Consider the following 22,447-nt stretch of genomic DNA (forward strand, 5'->3'; position numbering starts at 1 on the left):
TGATACGAGGCCGATGAAGGCAGAGGTAGCTGGAACAGGACATGAGCGGCGGGCGGCTGACATTGTGACCGGGCCCCTTACGCGCCTGTCGCCTGCATTCCTGCCGCTCTATGCGCTCGCCTATGCCGGCGGCGTGATCGCCTATACGCCCTTCCTGATGCTGGTGCTGCCAGCGCGGGTGACCGAGCTTGCCGGCAGCGATGACGTGCGCTGGCTGGGCTATATCGTGTTTGCTGGCGCGCTGGCGGCGAGCGCTGCAGGCGTGGCGTCGGGCTGGCTGAGCGATGCGACGCGCCGCCGCCGCTCCTGGGTCGCGGCCGGGCTGGCCGCCACGGTCGGGCTGCAACTGGCGATCGTCTGGTGCGACACGGTGATGGCGCTGCTCTGGCTGGTCGTCGCCTGGCAGATCGCGCTCAACCTGATGCTGACGCCGCTGATAGCCTGGGCTGGGGATGTGGTGCCCGATGATCGCAAGGGCCTGCTCGGCGGCCTCTTGTCGCTCGCACCGCCGCTGGGCGCGCTTTCGGCGATGCTGCTGCCGACAGCGGCGGAGGGGCTGGCGACACGCGCCGCGACCATCGCCGCCATGACATTGGTGCTGGTGCTGCCGCTGCTGCTGTTTGCGCGATCAGGACCCTTTCCGGACGCAGATCGTTCCACCCGCCGACCCGCTGCAATTGCGCGCGCCGCCTCCGTCGTCCAGCGCGTATGGCTGGCGCGGCTGCTGATGCAGCTGTCGGGCGCGGCGCTGGCCGCCTATCTCTATTTCTGGCTCCGCAGCCTCGACCCCACGATGGACGATGCGGCCAAGATGCTGCTCTATGCGGCGGGGCTCGGCCTGTCGGTGGGCGCGGCGCTGCTGCTGGGGCGGTGGAGCGACCACCATGGCCGTCCGTTTCAGGCGCTGGCGCTGACCGCGCTGGTCGCCTCGGCGGGGTTGTTGGTCATGGCGCTGGCCGGAACCCCTGCCACCGCCAAGCTGGCCTATCTGGCGTTCGTCACCGCCAATGCCGCGTTCCTGGCGCTGCATGCCAGCCAGACGCTGCGCATCCTGCCGGATGCCACCTCGCGCGGCTTGGGCATCGGGCTGTTCAATCTCACCAACACCGCGCCATCGCTGATCATGCCGTGGATCGCGATCACGATGGTGCCCGATTTCGGCTATGCCAGCCTGTTCCTGGTACTTGCCCTATTGGCGCTGGCGTCAGCGCTGCTGCTGCTCAGCCTGCCGAACGACGCGTGATGCCGCTTGGCCGCGCGTCCAATTGCTCTATTCAAGGCGAGGCGGGCGATGCCCCGCCGATAATGTGAGGATGATCGAATGGCGCTTGCACCGCAGAACATGAATGGCAAACCCGGCGTCGCGACCGACCATGTCGACGCGCCCGAGCTCAGGCTGTTCGTGTTCGGGCTGTTCTTCATCTTCGGCGGCATCACCTCGCTCAACGACGTGATCATCCCCAAGCTGAAAGAGCTGTTCACGCTCAACTATACCCAGGCGATGCTGGTGCAGTTCTGCTTCTTCACCGCCTATCTGCTGATCGGCATTCCCGGCGCCAAGCTGGTCAAGAAAGTCGGTTACATGCGCGGCGCCGTATGCGGACTGCTGCTGATGATGCTCGGCTGCCTGCTGTTCATTCCCGCCTCGCGCAACGCGACCTATGGCCTGTTCCTGTTTGCGCTGTTCGTGCTGGCAAGCGGCGTCGTGATCGTCCAGGTCGTCGCCAATCCGCTGATCTCGATGCTGGGCAAGCCCCAGACCGCACACAGCCGCCTGACGTTCGCGCAGGCGTTCAATTCGCTTGGCACCACCGTCTTCCCGATCGTGGGTTCGGCGCTGATCCTCGGCAGCCTCGCCAGCCTCAGCGCGGACCAGCTTTCCGGCCCCGCGCTCGACGCCTATCGCACGGCGGAGAGCCAGGCGATCGTCAATGGCTATCTCGGCATCGCCGCCGCGATCGCGGTGGTGGCCGGCGTGGTCTGGCTGTTCCGCAACCGGTTGAAGGGCGAAACGCACGAGGCGAGCAGCGGTCTGGCCGGGTTCGACCTGCTCGCGCGCCCGCGCTTCGGCTTCGGCGCGCTGTGCATCTTCCTCTATGTCGGCGCCGAGGTCGCGATCGGATCGCTGATCGTCAACTATCTGATGCAGGCGCATGTCATGGCACTGGGCGAACAGGCGGCGGGCAAGCTGATCGGCCTGTACTGGGGGGGCGCGATGGTCGGGCGGTTCATCGGATCGGGCGTGATGCGCTTCGTCAGCCCCGGCACGCTGCTCGCTGCCGTGGCCGCAGGCGCGATCACGCTGATCCTCGTCTCGACGAGCACGCAAGGCATGGTCTCGGGCTACAGCCTGCTCGCCATTGGCCTCATGAACGCGATCATGTTCCCGACCATCTTCAGCCTGGCGTGCGAGGACCTGGGTCCGCGCGCGGCCGACGGATCGGGCATCATCAACATCGCGATCTTCGGCGGGGCGGTGATCCCGCTCGCCACCGGCGCGATCGCCGACCTGTCGGGCCAGCTCGGCCTGGCTCTGGTGCTGCCGGCCCTGTGCTATGCGGTGATCGGCGGATATGGCTGGTATGCGCGCAGCCGGATCGCCTGATTGCAGCACAGCCTGAGCGAGCTTGGCCAGGGTCGCGATGGAGGGCTTGTGCCGCAGCGCACAATAATTTTTTCGCACGTGCGAAGAATCCTCTTGCGCACGTTTGCAAACGATGTTTCTATTCGACGATCAGCTGAGAATAGACGTTTTCGGTTAAGAACGAGCGGTTTCTGCACATTTTATTGCAGGCACGCTTGATCTGGTTTCACCAGTTATTTTGTATCGCACAACAAGGCGGCCACCCGACAAGGGCGGCGCAACCCTGCGCGTTGGCCAGGGAAAGCGCTGCGTCGGGATGGCCTGGCCATGACGGGTGAGGGTGTCGGCAAGGCCTGCATTTTCGAATGGGGGCATTCACAAGGTGATCACACGCAGAACGATGCTGCACCGGATCGGTGCGGCCGGGGGAGTTGCGGCCGTCGCGGGCGCAATGCAGTCGATGGGCTGGTTCGGAGTCGCTGAGGCTGCAGCGCTCGAACCGATGCCGGGCGATCTGGGCAACGGCCGCTCGGTGGTGGTGCTCGGTGCCGGATTTGCCGGGCTGGTTGCGGCCTATGAACTCGAACAGCGCGGATTTGCGGTCACATTGCTCGAAGCGCGGGGACGCGTCGGCGGCAAGGCCTGGACGGTGCGCGATGGTGATCGCATCACGATGTTGGGCGAGGACGACCAGGTCGCCCGCTTTTCCGAAGGCCTGTATTTCAACGCCGGCCCTGCACGCCTGCCCAGTTTCCACCAAGGTGTGCTCGGCTATGCCAAGCGCTTCGGCGTGCCGCTCGAAGTCGAAGTCAATTCCAGCCGCTCGGCCTATTTGGTCGCGAAGAACGGCAGCAAGTTGCGCATGCGCACCGCGATCAACGACATGCGCGGTCATGTCTCCGAACTGCTCGCCAAGGCGGTCAACCAGGGCGCGCTCGATACCGCGCTCAGCGTCGAGGAAAAGGCGAAGCTGCTGCCGTTCCTGAAAGCCTATGGCGATCTGCAGGGCGACTATGCGTTCAAGGGAACGACCCGCTCGGGCTTCAGGACAGGGCCGGGGGCGGGGATATCGAGCTTCGAGACCGCCAATGCGCCGGTGCCGCTCGCCGATTTGCTCGCCAACGAGCAGCTTGGCATGATGGGCTTCGAGGACAATCTCTACATGCAGGCGACCATGTTCCAGCCGGTGGGCGGCATGGACCAGATTTCGGTCGGCATCGAGCGCAACCTGAAGAAACGCGCGGTGCTGAACGCGGATGTCCAGCGCATCCGCCAGAGCGAGGCCGGGGTGGAGATCGCCTATATCGACACGGCCGGCGGCGCGGCGCGGGTCATCAAGGCCGATTACTGCGTGTGCACCATTCCCTTTCCGGTGCTGGCCAGGATCGAGGCCAATTTTGCCAAGCCTGTCGCCAGCGCGATTGCGGGCGTACTTTACGAGGATTCGAACAAGGTTGCGTTCGAGGCACCGCGTTTCTGGGAGCGCGACCAGATCTATGGCGGGCTCACCTTTGTCGGCGGCGAGATCAGCCTGATCTGGTATCCCTCCTGGGGCCTGCACAGCGAAAGGGGCATGATCCTGGGCTGTTACAGCTCGGGCGAGCCGGGCAAGGCCTTTGCCAAAAGGCCGATCGCCGAACAGATCGCGATGGCGCGCGCCGCGATCGAGAGCGTCCATCCCGGCCATGGTGCCGATTGCACCGCTCCGCTGGTCGTCAACTGGCGCAAGATTCCCTATAGCCTGGGCCCCTGGCCCAACTGGAACCCCGGCGTGCGCGATCGCGGCGAGCATCCGATGACCGATACGCCCGCCTTCCGCTTGCTCAATCAGCCCGATGGCCGCATCTTCTTCGCCAGCGCCGCGCTCAGCCAGACGCCCGGCTGGCAGGAAGGCGCGCTGCAATCCGCGCACGCGACCGTCGCCGCATTGGTCGACCAGATGCGGGCGCGGGCGCTGACCGAACCGGGAAGGAACGCGGCCGCCTCATGATCATCCGCCCCGCCCGGTCCGAAGAGATACCCGTGCTCGAGCGGCTGATCGCCGCTTCGGCGCGGCAGCTCAGCATCGGTTTCTACTCTCGGCAAGAGACCGAAGCGGCGATTACCCATGTCTTCGGCATCGATAGCGAGCTGGTCGGCGACGGCACCTATCTGGTGGTCGAGTTGGACGGGCGGATCGCCGGGTGCGGGGGGTGGAGCCGGCGCGCGACCCTGTTCGGCTCCGATCGCTTTGCCCAGCGGCAGATGGGCTTTGTCGATCCCTCCGCCGCCCCGGCGAAGATCAGGGCGTTCTTCATCGCGCCCGAATTTGCCCGGCGCGGCATCGGTTCGGCATTGCTCGATGCGTGCGAACAGGCCGCGCGCGCGGCGGGCTTCACCCAGGCAGAGCTGATGGCGACGCTGCCCGGCGTGCCCTTCTATGCCGCGCATGGCTACCGGCCCGCAGGCGAGGTCGTGCAGGACTATGACGGCATCGCGCTGCGCTTCGTGCCGATGCGCAAGACGCTTTTCGAACCCTCGCAACAGGAGGTCGCACCCGACACGGCAGTCCAGACATAATCTCATGAAACGTCATCGCAGGAACGAACCAACATATCCGGGCGCCACAGCCCGGGATTGGGGAAGATGATGATCGAAAGGCCCAAACGCAAAACAAACGGGGGCTTTAGATGAGAATGAATGGAGGTATTTCGCGGGCCGTGCTCGCGACGGCACTGCTCGCCGCGCCGCAGACCGGCTGGGCCGCAGCTATGGCCGATACGGCCGAGCAGCCGGTGGCCGACGCCGCAGCGCAGGAAGATGACGCGCCCGAAAGGGCCGATATCGTCGTCACCGGCACGCGGCGCACCGACCGCACCGTGATCGAATCCTCGGTGCCGATCGACGTCTTCACCAACGAGGATCTGGCGACCCAGTCGAGCCCGCAATTGCAGACCATCCTGCAGACGCTGGTCCCCTCGTTCAACCAGCAGCGCAACCTGCTCGGCGATGCCTCGGCTTTTGTCCGCCCGCCGACGCTGCGCGGCCTTCCGCCCGACCAGATCCTGGTGCTGATCAACGGCAAGCGCATGCACCGCTCGGCGCTGGTGCAGGTCGCCGGCGGCCAGTTGGCGCAGGGCTCGCAAGGGCCCGATCTGTCGCAGATTCCCGGTCAGGCGCTGGGCCGCATCGAGGTGCTGCGCGATGGCGCATCGGCGCTCTACGGGTCGGATGCGATCGCGGGCGTGATCAATCTGGGGCTGAGCACCAAGGACAGCGGCATCGACATGCAGGCGCGCTATGGCCAGACCTACCAGGGCGACGGCCAGGACACGCAGATCTCGGCGATTGCCGGGTTCAAGCTCGGCAGCGATGGCGGCTTCTTCAACGTCACCGGCGAGTTCATCGACCAGAATATCTGGGACCGTTCGGCCCCGCGCCCCGAAATTGCGCCGCTCGTCGCCGCCGGAATCCGCCCGCCGATCGCCAAGGGCAACCGCCTGGGTCAGCCCGAAAACCGCGCCTATCGCGTGGTGCTCAACGCCTCGCTGCCGCTGGGCGACAGGGACGAGCTGTACCTCTTCGGCAATTGGGGCACGCAGCGCCAGGGCAATGACTTCAACTATCGCCGCCCGATCGGCGTCACCACCACCGCCATTCCCGGTCGCGGGCCCGGCTTCGGCAATACCGGATCGTTCGGCAAGTCGATCAACACCACCTATCTCGACCGGCTACCCAACGGCAATTTCAGCGAGACCGGCCGCACTTTCGAAGCGAGCCAGATCTTCCCCAACGGCTTCACCCCGTTCTTCGAGGCCGAGAACGAGGATTTCGCGATCGTTGGCGGTTACAAGGGAGAGACCGGTTTCGGGATGACCTATGACCTGTCGGGATCGACCGGTACCAACAAGATCCGCTATTTCATGAGCAACACGCTCAACCCCTCGCTGGGGCCTGACAGCCCGACCAGCTTCTATCTCGGCAAGCTGGTGCAGACCGAAACCAACCTCAATCTTGATCTCAGCTATCCCTGGGAGATCGGGCTGGCAAGCCCGCTCAACGTCGCGGGCGGCTTCGAATTCCGGCGCGAGAGCTATGAGGTGGGGCTGGGCGACCGGGCATCCTGGGTCACAGGTCCCTTCGCCGCGCAGACGGTGCAGCGCGCCAACGGCACCACCTTCCTGTCGACCAAGCCGGTCGGCGCGAACGGCTTTCCCGGCTTCGGCCCGGATTCGGTGACCTCGGGCGGGCGCAACAGCGTGTCGGCCTATCTCGACCTCGAGGCCGATATCGTCGAGAGCTTCACCCTGTCGGGCGCGCTGCGCTATGACCGGTTCACCGATTTCGGCGATACCGTGAACGGCAAGATCTCGGCGCGCTGGGCGATTGCCGATGCGATCGCGGTGCGCGGCAATTTCAACACCGGCTTTCGCGCGCCGACGCCGGGCCAGCAATTCACCCAGAATGTGCAGACCGCCTTTCCCAATGGCAGTCCGGTGCCGGTCGCGGTCGCAACGGTGCGGCCCGACAGCATCGTCGGCATCGCTTATGGTTCATCGCCGCTCAAGCCCGAGAAATCGACCAGCTTTTCGGGCGGCCTGGTGCTGACGCCGGGCGGCGGCTTCACCTTCACGCTCGACTATTACAACATCAAGGTGAAGGACCGCATCGGCATCACGGGCAATTTCAACGTGACCGCCGCAAACCGCACGGCCTTGCTGGGCCTTGGCGTCGCCAATGCGCTCGATCTGGGGCAGATCAACTTCTTCACCAACGGCTTTGCCACACGCACCCAGGGCATCGACGCGGTGCTGACCCACAAGGCGACGACCGGCATCGGCAGCTTCAACACCAGCCTGGCGGTCAACTGGAACAAGACCGAGGTGACCAGCATCCGCTCGGTGGTGCAATCGGCGGCGATCGGCGGCACCGCACAGCCGCTGATCGACCGCGTGCGCGAGGGCAATATCGAGGAATCCCTGCCACGCTGGCGGGCGGTGCTGTCGGAGACGTTCACCAGCGGCATGTTCGACGTGACCGCGCGGGTGAACTATGCGAGCTCCATCACCACCTTCTTCGCGCCGGCGACCGGCTTCGACCCCGCCTTCGCCTCGCTCTATCCCAATCCCTGGCCCAAGACCTTCGATGCCGAAATCTGGGCCGATCTCGAGGTCGGGATCACCTTTGCCGAGAAATACCGCATTGCGGTGGGCGGACAGAACATCTTCGACAATGTTCCCGAGCGCGAGACCCGCAACATCTATCCGCAGACCGGCGGCGCGGCCAATGGGTCCTTCTATCCCGATACATCGCCGCTCGGCTGGGCGGGTGGCTTCTGGTATGTCCGGGGCACCGTGAGCTTCTGACGTTCGTTCCCGGCCCCGGCCGAGCAGCTTTTGCCGGGGTCGTTTCTCCTGTCACGTGAAAGGAAATCTTCTTGATCCGCAAAGTCCTGCTGACCTCGATCGCTGCCAGCCTGTGCAGCGCTCCCGCCCTGGCGCAAGGCATCGTGCGCCACACCAATCCGCCGCCAGCGATCATCCTGGGCGGCGTCACCATCCCGCCGGGCGCGGAAATCCTGATGCTCAGCGGCCAGCTCGCCAGCCCGATCGATCCCGCGAAAACCGAAGGAATCGAGGCCTATGGCGATACGAAAACGCAGACTATCAGCACTTTCAAGAAGATCGAGGCAGCGCTCGCCAAGCAGGGCTATGCGATGTCCGACGTGGTCAAGCTGACCGTGTTCGTCGTCGGCGACCCCAAGCTCGGCGGCAAGATGGATTTCGCCGGCTTCAACGCGGGCTATCGCGAGTTCTTCGGCACGGCTGCCAACCCCAATCTGGTCGCCCGTTCCACGGTCCAGGTGGCCGCGCTCGCCGGCCCGCAATTCCTGATCGAGATCGAAGCGACAGCTGCAAAGGTCAAGTAAGCAGCAGGTCCTGCGCGAAGCCCATCGGGGCTGCGAAAGCCATCTTTTCTCGACCCCGGGAAAAGATGGTGGGCGCGGCAGGGATTGAACCTGCGACCCCACCCGTGTGAAGGGTGTGCTCTACCACTGAGCTACGCGCCCGCGCTTGGAATCACCAGCAGGCCGGTGTCGTGCGGAGCGCCCCATTGCCAGAAGCAAGAGCTATTGGCAAGGCCTCCGGTGCGCCAACGCGATCGGTCAGGAAATCGCGCGCAGCGGCGTCACGTTCTCGGCATCCTGGATGGCCTGAGCAGCGCTCAGCCCGTCGAACAGCGTGTTGACCACGATGCGCAGATTGTCCGGCGTCGCGGTGCGGATCATGTCCATCATCACGAACGGGTTGCAGAACGGCTGCATCACCAGATTGGTCAGCGACACGACATGGTCGAGATCATAGCCGGGGAAATAGCCCTCGGCCATCGCCTCGCCCAGGATCACCGCCATATAATGGTCGGCGAGGTCGACATAGCCGCGGATCACTTCCCAATGTTCCTCGCCCAGGTCCATATTGGCGCGGAACAGGTTGGGGTCGGCTTCGAAGCGGGCGCGCTTGACCGCGACGCGGCGGGCGAAGAATTCGAACAGCTTTTCGCGCGGGGGCAGGTCGGAGGCGACCACGTCTTCCATGATCTGGTTCAATTCCTCGAACCAGCGCCCGGCGATGGCCTCGAAGAACGCCTCTTTCGAGGCGAAATAACGGTAGAAGCTCGATTGCGACATGCCGCAGGCGGCAGCGACCTCGGTCAGCGAGAGGTTGATCGCGCCGCGCGTGCGGACCATGTCCTCGGCTGCGTCCATCAGCTGGGTGCGGATGGCTTCATGGTCGTTGAGCGGGCGCGACATCGGATTCAGCCTTGCTGAGTTGGGGAGATAGAACAGTTATATAATAAATTTTGTACTTTATCAAATGTTGCATTCAGGCTTGCGCGGTTTGCAACCAGCTGGGCAGTCGTGCAGGCTCCAGATCCTCGACGCGGCGGTGCTCGACACTCCAGCCGAGTTCGGGATAGCCGATTTTCTGGCGTTTCGCGTCGGCCTCGGCGATCGGCAGCACCACGATGCGGCGGTTGACCTTCTGCCGCCAGTTCATCCGTGCGGTATTTTCCTGTCCGACATAACAACCTTTGGTGAAGCTGACGCCGTTCAATTCGACCGCATTTGTTTCGAGCCAGAGGATGTCGCCGAGCTCATCTGCGCCTTCGGGCACACCCAGCGTCAGCCGGTGTGCCTTCCATGCGTCATCGGCACTCAGGCCATCGCCCGCCGGGGCCAGCCAGCGCCAGCCGAGCGCAGCCAGGCGGGGATCGGGGGCGGCACCTTGCACGGGCTCGGGCGACCAGTGCACCGTCAGCGTCGCATCACGAGCGATAGAAATCTTGCGGCGCAGGCGATAGATTGTCAGCCGTTTGGCGAGCGCATCCGCGTGTTCCGCCTCACAGTCGATCAGCACATCCCTGCCGTCGTCCCAGAGCAGGAAATCGAACATCGCCTTGCCCTGCGCGGTCAACAGTGCGGAATATTGCGGCTTTCCGGGCGCTATCGCCTTCGTGTCCTGCGTCACCAGCCCCTGCAGGAAGCCGCGCACATCCTCTTCCGGGTCGGTGGGCGACAGGCGGACGAGGGCGCGGCGGGCGAGCAGGCTGGGGGTGGACATGGCGCTCAACATGCGTATCGCTCAGCCAGTTTCAAGCGGAGAGATACGATGACAGCCAGCTATGACATGATCGTGAAGAACGGCACCGTCTATCTGCCCGGCGGGCCGGTCTCTGCCGATATCGGCGTCATCGGCGGCAAGATCGCCGCCATCGGTGCGATTTCCGGCGATGCCGGGGAAGTGATCGACTGTACGGGCCTGCACGTGCTGCCCGGCGTGATCGACAGCCAGGTGCATTTCCGCGAGCCGGGGCTCGAGCACAAGGAAGACCTGGAATCGGGCAGCCGCGCCGCCGTGATGGGCGGGGTGACGGCGGTGTTCGAAATGCCCAACACCAAGCCCAATACCGATACCGCCGATCGCGTCGCCGACAAGCTTGCGCGCGCGCACCACCGCATGTGGTGCGATCATGCCTTTTATGTCGGCGCGACCTCGTCGAACGCCGAATCGCTCAAGGAGCTGGAGCGCATTCCCGGCACGGCGGGGGTCAAGATCTTCATGGGCGCTTCGACCGGCGACCTGCTGGTGGCCGACGATGGTGCGCTCGCGCGCGTGCTGGCGAGCGGCAAGCGCCGCGTCGCCATCCATGCCGAGGACGAGTTCCGCATGAACGAGCGCGCCGATCTGCGCGTTACCGGCGATCCCTCGTCACACCCGGTCTGGCGCGACGACGAAAGTGCGATCCTGGCGACGCGGCGCATCCTCCGCCTCGCGCGCGAGGCGAAGCGTCGCATCCACATCCTGCACATCACGACGCCGGCAGAGCTCGAGCTGATCGCGCAGCACAAGGATATCGCGACCTGCGAGGTGACGCCGCAGCACCTGACATTGGCGGGTGAGGAGGCCTATCCGCGGCTCGGTACCTATGCGCAGATGAACCCGCCGATCCGCAGCGGCGCGCATCGGGACGGACTGTGGCACTGGCTGGCCCAGGGCGTGCCTGACGTTGTCGGATCGGACCATGCGCCGCATACCATCGAGGAAAAGTCCAAGACCTATCCCGATACGCCGAGCGGCATGCCCGGCGTGCAGACGCTGCTGCCGCTGCTGCTCGATCACATGCACCATGGGCGGCTGTCGATGCAGCGGCTGATCGATCTGACCTCTGCGGGCGCGCAGCGAATCTTCGGGTTGGTCGGCAAGGGGCGGATCGCCGCCGGTTACGATGCCGATTTCACGGTGGTGGATCTCAAGAAGCGCTGGACCGTGACCGAGGACTGGCTGCAGTCGCGCTGCGGCTGGAGCCCGTTCACCGGCATGGAGCTGACCGGCAAGCCGATCGGCACGATCATTCGCGGGCACCGGGTGATGTGGGAAGATACGCTGGCCGACAGCGCGATCGGCGAGCCGGTGCGCTTCGAGGCGACGGAGTTCTGATTTTTCCGACTGGTGTCGCCCTCACCCTTCCGGCGCTTCGCGCCTCCCTCCCTCTCCCGATGGGAGAGGGAAGGGGCCCGCGACGCGCAGCGGAGTGGGAAGGGTGAGGGTGACCAGAGCAGGGGTCCCTATTCCGCCCCGGTGCTGAGCCCCAGGTCGGGAATGCCGATCGATCGTCGCCCGCCGAAATCGGCGCGGACGACGATGACGCCCTGCTTTTCCATATATTCGATCAGCCGCCGGATGCGCCCCGGCGAGCTGGTGCCATAGGCGCGGCCCAGAGCGCCATCGTCGGGGCAGGGTTGTCCGTCCATGGCGGCACGCGCGATCAGCAGAAAGGGCGCGTACATTTCCTGCGGCAGCCGGGTCGCGGCCTCGAGCAGCGGGGCGCAAGCCGGGTCCGCCGGGTCCAGGATGCCGCCGCGCGCCAGCGCCAGCCGCTGGCGGAAGCCTTCCATGTCGAGCGGCGGGCGGATCAGCCGCTGCATCCGGCAGCGCACCGAGAAATCCTGGTAAAGCAGTGCCTCGGTCTGGTTCGCCATGTTGCCATCGGCGAGCATGTCGGTGAGCACCGCGACCACCACCGCTTCGGCATCGATCGCATCCGCCGCGTCCTCCGCCTCCTTGCGCGCGGCGAACATTGCCGACTGCTCCGGCATCGGCAGAGGGGCAGGGGCGATGCTGCCGATCAGCTCGTCGGCCGCCACCGGCATGGGGCGGGGCGGCGGCATCGGTACCGGCGCATCGTTCGCTCCGGCGGCGAGCAGCATGTCGCGCAGATCCTCGCCCTGCGCTTCGGGCATCGGCAACAGCCTGTGCGTGCCGGTGCGGCTGGTGGTGCGGGTGGCGCCGATGCGCGTGGTCACCGGGCGGCGCGAGATGGCCGGGCCCAGGCCCAGAAAGCAGCCACGCTCCAGATCGCGGATGCGCTCGGCCTGGCGGCGCTCCATGCCGAGCAGGTCGGCGGCGCGCGCCATATCGATGTCGAGAAAGGTGCGCCCCATCAGGAAGTTGCTCGCCTCGGCAGCGACATTCTTGGCGAGCTTGGCGAGGCGCTGCGTCGCGATCGCGCCGGCAAGCCCGCGCTTGCGGCCACGGCACATCAGGTTGGTCATCGCCGACAGGCTGGCGCGGCGCACCGGATCGGGCACGTCGCCGGCGACCGAAGGCGCGAACATCTGCGCTTCGTCGACCACCACGAGCGCCGGATACCAATGCTCGCGCGGCGCATCGAACATGGCGTTGAGGAAGGTCGCGGCACAGGTCATCTGCGCCTCTAGCTCCAACGATTCGAGATTGAGGATCACCGAGGCGCGGTGCTCGCGGATGCGCGCGGCGATGCGCGCGATCTCGCGCTCGTTATAGTCGCCCGCATCGATGACCAGATGCGAAAAGGCGTCGGACAATGTCGCGAAATCGCCTTCGGGGTCGATGATCACCTGCTGGACGAGCCCGGCGCTTTCCTCGAGCAGGCGGCGCAGCAGATGCGACTTGCCCGATCCGGAATTGCCCTGGACCAGAAGCCTGGTCGCCAGCAATTCCTCGATATCGATGCCGACAGGCCGCCCTGTCTCATCCAGACCTATGTCGATCGATGCGCCCACGGCTCAAGGCCCTATCGCGTTGCCAAAGCGGTTGCAACGCTCGCGCGGCCAAATGCTGGGGGCAAAACGGGGCGCAAAGGAAAAGGCCCCGCCCGAGGGGCGAGGCCTTTGTCGTTCGGCTCAGGCCGGAACGGATCAGCCGTTCAGCTTGTCCTTCACCGCCTTTGCGGGGGTGAAGCCGAGCTTCTTGGAGGCCTTGATGGTGATGGTGGCGCCGGTGCCCGGGTTGCGACCTTCGCGCTCCGGGGTCGCCTTGACCTTGAACTTGCCGAAGCCGTTGATCGAGATTTCTTCGCCGGCCGCAGCAGCATCAGCGATTGCAGCGAAAACGCCATCGACCAGCTTGCGCGCATCCGCCTTGGTCACGCCGTGGTCGGCGGCAATTTTCTCTGCAAGTTCAGCATTGTTCATGAGGAAACGTCCCTTCTGATTGGATTTCGGTGGCGGCGGTTTAACGGCAGTTTTTGCGTTCGTCACGGGGATTGCGGAAGTTTTCCCCCAAAATGGCGATGATTGCCGGTAATTGAGAAACATTATCAATCAACCTGATCGATTTTATCGATTATTCTGTTCAAGAAAATCACATGGCGCGTCGCCGGGCATGGCCTTAACCCTTGGTCCATCAGGGTTTTGAATCACACGAAGAGGGATGACCATGGAACTCAAGGGATCGAAGACTGAACAGTGCCTCAAGGATGCGTTTGCCGGCGAAAGCCAGGCCAACCGCCGCTATCTGTATTTCGCCCAGAAGGCCGATATCGAAGGCCATAACGACGTTGCCGCCGTGTTCCGCTCGACCGCGGAAGGCGAAACCGGCCATGCGCATGGCCATCTCGAATTCCTCGAAGCCTGCGGCGATCCCGCCACCGGCGAGCCGATCGGCACCACCGCCGACAATCTGAAGTCGGCGATTGCGGGTGAAACCCACGAATATACCGACATGTATCCGGGCATGGCCAAGACCGCCCGCGACGAAGGTTTCGACGAGATTGCAGACTGGTTCGAAACGCTGGCCAAGGCGGAAAAGAGCCATGCCGGCAAGTTCCAGAAGACGCTCGACGCGCTGCTGGCCGAAGCCTGAGTTTCAGTTGAACGACAACTCGGCCTGCGTCTTCGTGCTTCGGCACGAAGCGCAGGCCATTTTTCTGTCCAGTCCAAACCTCCGCTCGCGGGGGAGAGCAATCACGTCATTCTAGCCTAACAGGGGATCCGCGATGGCAACCGAATACAAGGAAGGCAGCCTCGATGCGCCGACGCGGCATGTGCTGCCCTGGCGCGAGGAATCCTGGTATGACGAGGCCGCGCTCGATGCCGAGCTGCGCCGCGTGTTCGACATCTGCCACGGCTGCCGCCGCTGCTTCAACCTGTGCGACAGCTTCCCCAAGCTGTTCGACATGATCGACGAAAGCCCGAACGAGGAGGTCGAGGACCTGTCCGCCGGGCAAATCAAGCAGGTCGTGGACGCCTGCACGCTGTGCGACATGTGCTTCATGGTGAAGTGCCCCTATGTGCCGCCGCACGAGTTCAACCTCGATTTTCCGCATCTGATGCTGCGTTACCGCGCGGTCGAACATCGCAAGGGCATGACGTCCAAGGCTGATACGCTGCTCGCCGAGACCGATCGCAACGGCAAGCTCGGCAGCGTGCTGTCCGACGTCGCCAATTGGGCGACAGACGGCAAGCGCGAGACGACGCGCGGAATCATGCAGCAGGTGCTGGGCATCGACAAGCGCGCGCACCTGCCCAAGTTCGCCGACATCCCGCTGACCAACCGCGCCGCTGCGCTGGTGCCCGCGCCCAATCCGGATGCACCCGGCTTTGGTCGCCGCGTTGCGCTCTATGCCAGCTGCTACGACCAGTTCAACGACCAGACGCCGGGCGAAGCGGCGGTCAAGGTGCTGGCGCACAACGGCGTCGAGGTGCGGATCGAGCATCCCGAATGCTGCGCGATGCCCAAGCTGGAAAATGGCGACATTCCCGCCGTCGCCAGTGCTGCCGCGCGCGTCGCCGCGCATTTCGCGCCGCTGATCGACCAGGGCTATGATGTGGTCGCGATCACCGCGAGCTGCGCGCTGATGATGAAGTTCGAATGGCCGCTGATCGAACCGGACAACGAGGACATCAAGAAGCTCTCCGCTGCGACGCACGATATCAGCGAATATATCGTCAAGCTGTCGAAACAGGCCGGGCTCACTCCGGTCGAGGCGATGGACGCCAGTATTGGCGTGCACTTCGCCTGCCATTCGCGCGCGCAGAACATGGGCCCCAAGGCGATGGAGATGCTCAAGCTGATCCCCGAGGCGAAGCCCGTGCTGACCGAGCGCTGCTCCGGCCATGGCGGCAAATGGGGCATATACAAGGACAATTTCGACACGGCGGTGAAGCTCGCGCGCCCGACGGTGCGCTCGCTCGAAAAGACCGCGCCCGATTACATGGTCAGCGAATGCCCGCTCGCCGGATCGCACCTCAAGCAGGTGATGGAGCAGGGCGGGGCGGCGAAACTGCCCGAACGGATCGGCCATCCCGTCGAACTGATGGCCAAGGCTTACGGACTCTAACGGATATGGAAAAGACGATGCCCAGGGACCGCCGTTCCATCACCCGCGAGGACATCATGGACCTCGCCGATTACGAGCTGATCCGCAAGGACAAGCGCCAGGAAAGCATCCTGGCCAAGAAATTCTCGCGCCTGGCGATCGGCCCGCATGCGATGATCACCTTCGAAAGCTGGGACAGCATGTGGCTGCAGATCCAGGAGATGCTTCGCATCGAGAAGGGCGGCGAGGAGCAACTGGCCGACGAACTGGCGGCCTATAACCCGATGGTGCCCAATGGCCGCGAGCTGACCGCGACGCTGATGTTCGAGATCGAGAATCCCGAGCGGCGCGACGCGTTCCTGCGCACGATCGGCGGCGTGGAAGAGCATATCTTCCTAACCATCGGCGCCATCCGAATCGCCGCCGTGCCCGAACAGGATGTCGAGCGCACCAGCGCCTCGGGCAAGGCGAGCGCGGTGCACTTCCTGCACTTCCCGCTTGACGATGCCGCGATCGCGGCCTGGCACGATGCGGGCAATGTCGCGATGGTGCAGATCACCCACCCGAATTACGGCCATGCCGCGCTGATCAATGCGGATACGCGCAGCTATCTGACTCGCGCCTGCCTCTGAGGCGCCAGCCGGTTATTTCGGGATGGGATAGCTGTGGCCCGGGCGCGCGTTATACTGACGCCCGCCATTGGCGACCGCGCTGTCGGGATCGGTGAAGATCGGCAGCGGCTCGGCCACGGCTTCGGCGACCGGCTTGGTCGAGATCATCGGTGCCCCGAATTGCGTGTCTCCGGTATCCTCGGCCGGCGGCGGAGGCGCTGAAGGCGCCACATAAGGCTGCGACGGGGCAGGCGCGACGACCGGCGTCGCGGCGACCGGGGCCGCGATCGGGGCTCCGGCGGGTACCGGACCGGTATTGTACGACGATGCAAAGATCGCTGCGGCCAGCATGATGCCGCCCGATCCCAGCATGACTTGTTTGAGCACTGCGCATTACCCTCATTTTGCCGCCATCGCTGCGCACCCTGACAGCGAGCGGTTAACATTCGGTGCCGAATTGTAAAATAAACGGCCAGGTCACGAAAATGCCGCCGAAAACCGTAGTTTCCGGCGGCATGTCTTTCCTCCCCAGGAAAGCTCGTGCAAACTCTTATGGCTCGGCAGAAAGGCAGGGTGGCGGGATTGCCCCGCTCACCCAGATCCTCTCCTGCTAGCTCGTCCCAGCCGTGTCGCCTCATCGCTAGAGGCAGAAATGGCCTTTGGCAGCAGAAATTGACAAAAAATCGGCGGATAACGCCACCATTACCCATGAAAACCTTGTCAGTTTGTCATGATTGTTACAAACTGGGCCATGGTCGAACCTTCGCTTCACGCCGGACCCGCGCTGCGTCGCCTCCGCCGCAATGCCGGTCTCACCCAGGCCGCCATGGCCGAGCGGCTCGATATTTCGCCGAGCTATCTCAACCTGCTCGAGCGCAACCTGCGGCCGGTCAGCGCACGCCTGATGCTGACCCTGGCCGAGCGTTTCGATGTCGATCCGCGCGATCTGACCGGGGATGAACCGGGCGGCGGGCTGGGGCCGATGCGGCGGCGCATGGCCGATCCGATCTTTGCCGATCTCGGCGTCGAGCCGGGCGAGATCGAGGACTGGCTGGCGGCATCGCCCGGCACCGCGGCGGCCTTTGCGCGGCTGTACGACCGGGTGCAGGGCGGCGCGGGAAGCGCAGCGCCGGGGGCCGCCGTCGATGATCCGGTGGCACGCGTGCGCGGCGAGATCGAGCGCTGGCGCAACCATTTTGCCGATCTCGACCATGCCGCCGAGGAGCTGGCCGATGCGCTGCGGCTGCAGAGCGGCGATCTCTATTCCGCCATTGCCGAAAGGTTACGCACCAAGCACCAGCTCTCGATCCGCATCCTGCCCGAAAGCGTGATGCCTGAAAAGCTGCGCCGGCTCGATCTGCATGCGCGCCAGTTGCAGCTATCCGAGATGCTCGACATGGCCTCGCGCACCTTCCAGGCGGCCTATCTGCTCGGTCAGCTCGAATTCCGGTCGGACATCAACGCGCTGGTCGCCGGTGCGCAGTTCGGCGACCGCACCGCCGAGCGGCTCTACCAGCGACATATCTTCAGCTATTTCGCCGCTGCGGTGATGATGCCCTATGGCCGCTTCCTGCGCGCTTGCGAGCAATCGGGCTATGACATGCTGCTGCTCCAGCGACGCTTCGGGGCCGGGTTCGAGCATGTCGCGCACCGGCTCACGACCTTGCAGCGGGTGGGCCAGCGGGGCCTCGGCTTCTTCATGATCCGCGTCGATCGCGCTGGTCAGGTGTCGAAGCGCTTCGGCGGAGCCGCGCGGGCGCCGCTCGCCGATACCGAGGTGACCTGTCCTCTGTGGCACCTGCACCAGGCGTTTTCGCGCCCCAGCCAGGTCCAGGTCCAGCTGGTCGAGCTGGAGGATGCGAGCCGCTGGCTCACACTCGCGCGCAGCGTGCAGGGCGCGGGCTATGGCGCCGGCGGCACGACGGCGGAATTCGCGATCGGCCTTGGCGTGCCGGTCGATCAGGCCGCCACGCTCTGCTATGCGCGCGGCATGGACCTGAGCGCGGCAGGCGCAACGCGCATTGGCCCGGGCTGCGCGATGTGCAAGCGCGGCGACTGCCCGCAGCGATCCAAGCCGCCGCTCGGCATCCGGCTGAAATTCGACGATCGCGAACGCGGTGTCACGCCGTTCGATTTCGTCACCGACTAGGCACTGCCGGTTTCTGGAACCCCTGGCGCGCATGGCCGTACACGCCCCAGAACAACCGCTTAGGGGAAATGCCATGACGGAATACACCACGACCACCGTGACCGATCGCCCGGTCGAGCCGGTGCAGACCCACACTACTGTCGTCGAACGCCGCTCGGGAGGCGGCAGCGGGCTGATGATGGCGATCCTGCTGCTGATCCTGGTCGTCGGCGGCTTCTTTGCCTGGCAGTTCCTGCAGCAGGGCGAGGTCCGCACCGACGCCGTCGCTGGTGCCGCGAATGAGGTCGGTAACGCGGCGCAGAAGGTGGGCGACGCCGCACAGGATGCTGCGCAGAAGATCGGCGAGTAAGCACCCTCCGACCATCGCGAGGGCGTAAAAAGCTTTGACAATGTGCCCGAATTTCTGGGGCTCAGCGCCAATGTGGCTGTAAAATTAACCGACACTTGACCATTGCCCGGCTATAACGGGCAGCATGTTCAGGCTGTTCAAACATTATGTGCCGCATGCGGTGCTGCTGCTCGGCTTTTTCGATCTCGCGCTGCTGGGCCTTGCTGCCGAAATCGGCTGGGTCTGGCGTGCGCACGAGATCGGCATGGCGGTCGAACCGCTCACCCAGCGGCCGCTGCCGATAGCCACCTTCGCGCTGCTCGTGCACATGGCGATGATCGCGGTCGGGGTGTACGGGCCCGACTCCCTGCAATCGCTGCGTTTTGCTGCCGCACGGCTGCTCGTCGCGATCTCGCTGGGCGTCATATTGCTGTCGGTCACCTATTTCATCCTGCCGGGCACCACCTTGTGGCGCTCGAACAGCCTGTACGCGATGGGTCTGTCGATCGTTTTCCTGATCGGCAACCGCATCATTCTCGGCGGATTGCTGGGCACCACCGCGTTCAAGCGCCGGCTGATGGTGCTGGGCGCCGGCAAGCGCGCGCAACGGGTGCAGGACCTGTCCGAACGTCCCGATGCCGGGTTCGTGCTTGTCGGCTTCGTCGCCATGAACGACGGCCCGCTGGTGGTCGAAGAGGCGATCAACCGCGACGCGATCAAGAATCTCGCCAAGCATGTCGAGAACCTCAACGTGACCGAGGTGGTGCTTGCGCTGGAAGAGCGGCGAAACGCGCTGCCGCTCAACGACCTGCTGCGCATCAAGACCACCGGCGTTCACGTCAACGATCTTTCGACCTTTCTGGAACGCGAGACCGGGCGGGTCGATCTCGACACCGTCAATCCCAGCTGGCTGATCTTTTCCGACGGATTTTCCGCAGGCAGGCGCATTTCGACCATCGCCAAGCGCATGTTCGATCTGGTCGTCAGTTCGATCCTGCTGGTGCTGACGGCGCCGATCATCCTGCTCTTCGCGCTGCTGGTAAAGCTCGACAGCAAGGGTCCGGCCTTTTTCAAGCAAGAGCGAGTGGGGCTTTACGGACAGCCGTTCGAGATCGTCAAGCTGCGGTCGATGCGCACCGATGCCGAGGTCGATGGTGCGCAATGGGCGCAGAAGAACGACCCGCGCGTCACGCGCCTCGGCCGTTTCATCCGCAAGGTGCGGATCGACGAGCTGCCCCAGGCCTGGAGCGTGCTCAAGGGCGACATGAGCTTTGTCGGCCCCCGGCCCGAGCGGCCCGAATTCGTCGCCGATCTGGAAACCAAGATGCGCTATTACAACGAGCGGCACATGGTGAAGCCGGGCATTACCGGTTGGGCGCAGATCAACTATCCCTATGGCGCGTCGGTCGAGGATGCCCGGCACAAGCTGGAATACGACCTCTATTACGCCAAGAACTACACGCCCTTTCTCGACCTGCTGATCATTCTGCAGACGCTGCGCGTCGTGCTGTGGCCGGATGGCGCGCGCTGATCCCATGGCCAACTGGGCCGATATAGGCCTCTGGGCCCATAGCGGCGCGGCGGCGCTGACCCTGCTGGTGGCCGCCTGGCTGGTGCAGCGCTGGGCAAGGCTGCGCGATGCGCGCCCGTCGCTGGGCGATGCCGCGCTGCTGCTGGCTCTGCTCTCGACCAGTCTCTGGGCGTTCGCTGTCGCGGTGCTCGGCCCCGTCCACCCGATTGCGGGTCTCGCCGAATCGCTGCGAAATCTCGCTTGGCTGGCCTTCCTGTTCCAGATGGTGCGCTCGGCGCGAGCCCAGCCGGGCACGGTGACGGCGGTCTATCTGGTGCTGACGCTGGTGCTCGCGGCGCAGCCCGTGGTGGAGAACGGACTTACCCTGCTTGCTGCCCATCAGGGGCTGGAAAGCCTGGCGCAGGGCAGCGCGATGCTGCTCAGGATGATCTTCGTCGTCGGCGCGCTGGTGCTGGCGAACAATCTGTACAGCGTCGCCGATGCGGAGACGCGCACCAGCCTGCGCGTGCCGCTGACCGCGCTGGCCGCGATGTGGCTGTACGATCTCAACCTCTACACCATGGGGTATCTGAACGACCGTCCGAGCGCCGACATGCTGGCGCTGCGCGGCGTGCTGATGATCTTTGCGGTGCCCTTCTTCGCGCTTGCCGCCAGCCGGCCCGGCGGATGGAAGCTGACCCTGTCGCGCAAGATCGCCTATCGCTCGCTCTCGCTGTTCGCGATCCTGGGCTATCTCGTCACGATGATCGCGGTGGCGCAGCTGCTGCGCGCGGTCGGCGGGACGGTGGCGTCGGGCGCACAGATGCTGCTGGTGCTCGGCATGTCGCTCGCGGCGCTGATCCTGCTGCCATCGGACCGGTTCCGCGCCTGGTTCAAGGTCAAGGCGACCAAGCATTTCTTCCAGCACCGCTATGATTATCGCGCCGAATGGATCCGCTTTACCGAGACGATTGGGCGGCCGGGCGATGGCACCGCGCCGTTCCACGAACGCGTGATCAAGGCCGCCGCCGATATCAGCGACAGCCCGGCGGGCCTGCTGCTCGCGCCCGGCGACAATGGCCGCATGCAGCTGCAGGCGCGGTTCAACTGGCCGACCGCCGATGTCCCCGCCCAGGCCTGCACGGCAGCAACGATCGGCTATTTCCAGACGACCGGGCGGATCGTCGAGCTCGACGCGCTGCGCTCGGGCCGCGACCGCGACACCGATCGGCGCGCGATTCCCCCCTGGGTGCTCGACGAGCCCAATGCCTGGGCGATCGTGCCTCTGGTCCATTTCGACCGGCTCGCAGGCCTGGTCGTGCTCTCGCGTCCGCTGGTCGAACGGCGCCTGGACTGGGAGGATCTCGATCTGCTGCGCCTCGTCGGACGGCAGCTCGCCAGCTATCTCGCCGAGGCGCGCAGCCAAGAGGCGCTGCGCGAGGCCGACCAGTTCGACGAGTTCAACCGCCGCATGGCCTTTGTCATGCACGACATCAAGAATCTGGTCAGCCAGTTGAGCCTGGTCGCGCGCAATGCCGAGCGGCACGCCGACAATCCCGAATTCCGCAAGGACATGATCGCAACGCTGCAGAATTCGGTCGGCAAGATGAACACCCTGATCCGCAGGCTGACCGGCTATGCGCGCTCGGCGGGAGAGGGCGTCCGCGCGATCGATGCCGAGCGCGTGGTGCGCGCAGTGATCGCGGCCAAGCAGGCTGGGCATCCGGTGATCGCAAGCGCCGCGCAGCGGCTGATGCTGATGGCCGATCCGGCGCAGCTCGAACAGGTGCTCGGCCATCTGATCCAGAACGCGATCGATGCCAGCCCCAGAGATACGCCGGTCTATGTCAGCATGGCGCGCGATGGCCTCAACGGCGTGATCGAGATTGTCGACCATGGCGCGGGCATGTCCGCCGAATTCGTCCGTTCCAAGCTGTTCAAGCCCTTCATCTCGAGCAAGACCGACGGCTTCGGCATCGGCGCCTATGAGGCGCGGCTGCTGGTCGAGGCGATGCACGGGCGCATCGAGGTCGAGAGCCGCGAGGGCGAGGGCAGCCGCTTTTCCATCCATCTTCCGCTCGCCACTCGGATCGATTCCGACGATCCGGCGGCGCAGCCCGTGCCCATTGCTGAAAAGGTAGCCTGA

General features: G+C 64.9%; 19 protein-coding genes and 1 tRNA gene. 14 read left to right on the plus strand and 6 right to left on the minus strand.

The genetic code is table 11. From position 1 onward, the window contains the following. Window positions 1–64: 64 nt before the first annotated feature. The 6 genes from OPU69_RS04480 to OPU69_RS04505 all read left to right on the plus strand — a co-directional run bounded on the left by OPU69_RS04480 (window position 65) and on the right by OPU69_RS04505 (window position 8,492). Entirely contained in the window at window positions 65–1,243 is a 1,179-nt protein-coding gene (locus OPU69_RS04480; RefSeq protein WP_498509483.1) for an MFS transporter, read from the plus strand. 78 nt (window positions 1,244–1,321) lie between these two features. Beyond that, complete coding sequence (locus tag OPU69_RS04485) at window positions 1,322–2,605, plus strand: sugar MFS transporter (protein ID WP_498509484.1); 1,284 nt, start codon at window positions 1,322–1,324, stop codon at window positions 2,603–2,605. Window positions 2,606–2,966: 361 nt separating this feature from the next. Beyond that, window positions 2,967–4,574, plus strand: coding sequence for a flavin monoamine oxidase family protein (locus OPU69_RS04490; RefSeq protein WP_498509485.1), 1,608 nt, complete (start codon window positions 2,967–2,969; stop codon window positions 4,572–4,574). Further along, entirely contained in the window at window positions 4,571–5,143 is a 573-nt protein-coding gene (locus tag OPU69_RS04495) for a GNAT family N-acetyltransferase (RefSeq protein WP_498509486.1), read from the plus strand. The genes OPU69_RS04490 and OPU69_RS04495 overlap by 4 nt, the downstream gene beginning before the upstream one ends. 110 nt (window positions 5,144–5,253) lie before the next feature. Next, the gene (locus tag OPU69_RS04500; protein WP_067513249.1) at window positions 5,254–7,929 is read left to right on the plus strand and encodes a TonB-dependent receptor plug domain-containing protein; all 2,676 of its coding nucleotides are present in this window, start codon (window positions 5,254–5,256) and stop codon (window positions 7,927–7,929) included. 71 nt (window positions 7,930–8,000) lie between these two features. Beyond that, entirely contained in the window at window positions 8,001–8,492 is a 492-nt protein-coding gene (locus OPU69_RS04505; protein ID WP_060978951.1) for a RidA family protein, read from the plus strand. 66 nt (window positions 8,493–8,558) lie between these two features. Here the strand turns inward: OPU69_RS04505 and OPU69_RS04510 are convergent. The 3 genes from OPU69_RS04510 to ygfZ form a co-directional block, all read right to left on the minus strand. Beyond that, a tRNA-Val gene (locus tag OPU69_RS04510) sits at window positions 8,559–8,633 on the minus strand. Window positions 8,634–8,729: 96 nt separating this feature from the next. Beyond that, a complete protein-coding gene (locus OPU69_RS04515) occupies window positions 8,730–9,374 on the minus strand; it encodes a TetR/AcrR family transcriptional regulator (RefSeq protein WP_498509487.1) in 645 nt (214 codons plus the stop codon). 73 nt (window positions 9,375–9,447) lie between these two features. Continuing rightward, entirely contained in the window at window positions 9,448–10,185 is a 738-nt protein-coding gene (gene ygfZ / locus OPU69_RS04520) for a CAF17-like 4Fe-4S cluster assembly/insertion protein YgfZ (protein WP_498509488.1), read from the minus strand. Window positions 10,186–10,233: 48 nt separating this feature from the next. Between ygfZ and OPU69_RS04525 the strand changes: the two genes are divergently transcribed. Further along, entirely contained in the window at window positions 10,234–11,562 is a 1,329-nt protein-coding gene (locus tag OPU69_RS04525) for a dihydroorotase (RefSeq protein WP_498509489.1), read from the plus strand. 128 nt (window positions 11,563–11,690) lie between these two features. Here the strand turns inward: OPU69_RS04525 and OPU69_RS04530 are convergent, their stop codons facing one another. Together OPU69_RS04530 and OPU69_RS04535 are read right to left on the minus strand one after the other, a co-directional pair. Further along, window positions 11,691–13,166, minus strand: a complete 1,476-nt coding sequence (locus OPU69_RS04530) for a helicase HerA domain-containing protein (protein WP_060978947.1) — start codon at window positions 13,164–13,166, stop codon at window positions 11,691–11,693. A 135-nt stretch (window positions 13,167–13,301) separates the two neighbouring features. Next, window positions 13,302–13,577: an HU family DNA-binding protein gene (locus tag OPU69_RS04535; RefSeq protein ID WP_023838445.1), complete on the minus strand. Its 276-nt coding sequence runs from the start codon at window positions 13,575–13,577 to the stop codon at window positions 13,302–13,304. A gap of 238 nt (window positions 13,578–13,815) precedes the next feature. Between OPU69_RS04535 and OPU69_RS04540 the strand changes: the two genes are divergently transcribed. The 3 genes from OPU69_RS04540 to OPU69_RS04550 all read left to right on the plus strand — a co-directional run bounded on the left by OPU69_RS04540 (window position 13,816) and on the right by OPU69_RS04550 (window position 16,335). After that, entirely contained in the window at window positions 13,816–14,247 is a 432-nt protein-coding gene (locus tag OPU69_RS04540; RefSeq protein ID WP_023838444.1) for a rubrerythrin family protein, read from the plus strand. Window positions 14,248–14,380: 133 nt separating this feature from the next. Further along, window positions 14,381–15,724, plus strand: coding sequence for a heterodisulfide reductase-related iron-sulfur binding cluster (locus tag OPU69_RS04545; RefSeq protein WP_060978946.1), 1,344 nt, complete (start codon window positions 14,381–14,383; stop codon window positions 15,722–15,724). Window positions 15,725–15,741: 17 nt separating this feature from the next. Beyond that, window positions 15,742–16,335 carry a DUF3501 family protein gene (locus tag OPU69_RS04550; RefSeq protein WP_060978967.1) on the plus strand — a complete coding sequence of 198 codons (594 nt, stop codon included), beginning with the start codon at window positions 15,742–15,744 and terminating at the stop codon, window positions 16,333–16,335. A gap of 12 nt (window positions 16,336–16,347) precedes the next feature. Here OPU69_RS04550 and OPU69_RS04555 read toward each other — a convergent pair whose 3' ends face one another. Beyond that, the gene (locus OPU69_RS04555) at window positions 16,348–16,701 is read right to left on the minus strand and encodes a hypothetical protein (protein ID WP_156439094.1); all 354 of its coding nucleotides are present in this window, start codon (window positions 16,699–16,701) and stop codon (window positions 16,348–16,350) included. A gap of 364 nt (window positions 16,702–17,065) precedes the next feature. On the opposite strand from OPU69_RS04555, the gene OPU69_RS04560 reads away from it, so the two are divergent. The 4 genes from OPU69_RS04560 (at window position 17,066) to prsK (ending at window position 22,447) form a co-directional block, all read left to right on the plus strand. Next, window positions 17,066–18,463, plus strand: coding sequence for a helix-turn-helix domain-containing protein (locus OPU69_RS04560; RefSeq protein ID WP_498509490.1), 1,398 nt, complete (start codon window positions 17,066–17,068; stop codon window positions 18,461–18,463). 73 nt (window positions 18,464–18,536) lie between these two features. Continuing rightward, window positions 18,537–18,812: a hypothetical protein gene (locus OPU69_RS04565; RefSeq protein WP_060978943.1), complete on the plus strand. Its 276-nt coding sequence runs from the start codon at window positions 18,537–18,539 to the stop codon at window positions 18,810–18,812. Window positions 18,813–18,936: 124 nt separating this feature from the next. Continuing rightward, window positions 18,937–20,322, plus strand: a complete 1,386-nt coding sequence (locus OPU69_RS04570; RefSeq protein ID WP_060978942.1) for a TIGR03013 family XrtA/PEP-CTERM system glycosyltransferase — start codon at window positions 18,937–18,939, stop codon at window positions 20,320–20,322. 4 nt (window positions 20,323–20,326) lie between these two features. After that, window positions 20,327–22,447, plus strand: coding sequence for an XrtA/PEP-CTERM system histidine kinase PrsK (gene prsK, locus OPU69_RS04575; RefSeq protein WP_498509491.1), 2,121 nt, complete (start codon window positions 20,327–20,329; stop codon window positions 22,445–22,447).

It is taken from the genome of Blastomonas sp. 34TW, assembly GCF_059803595.1.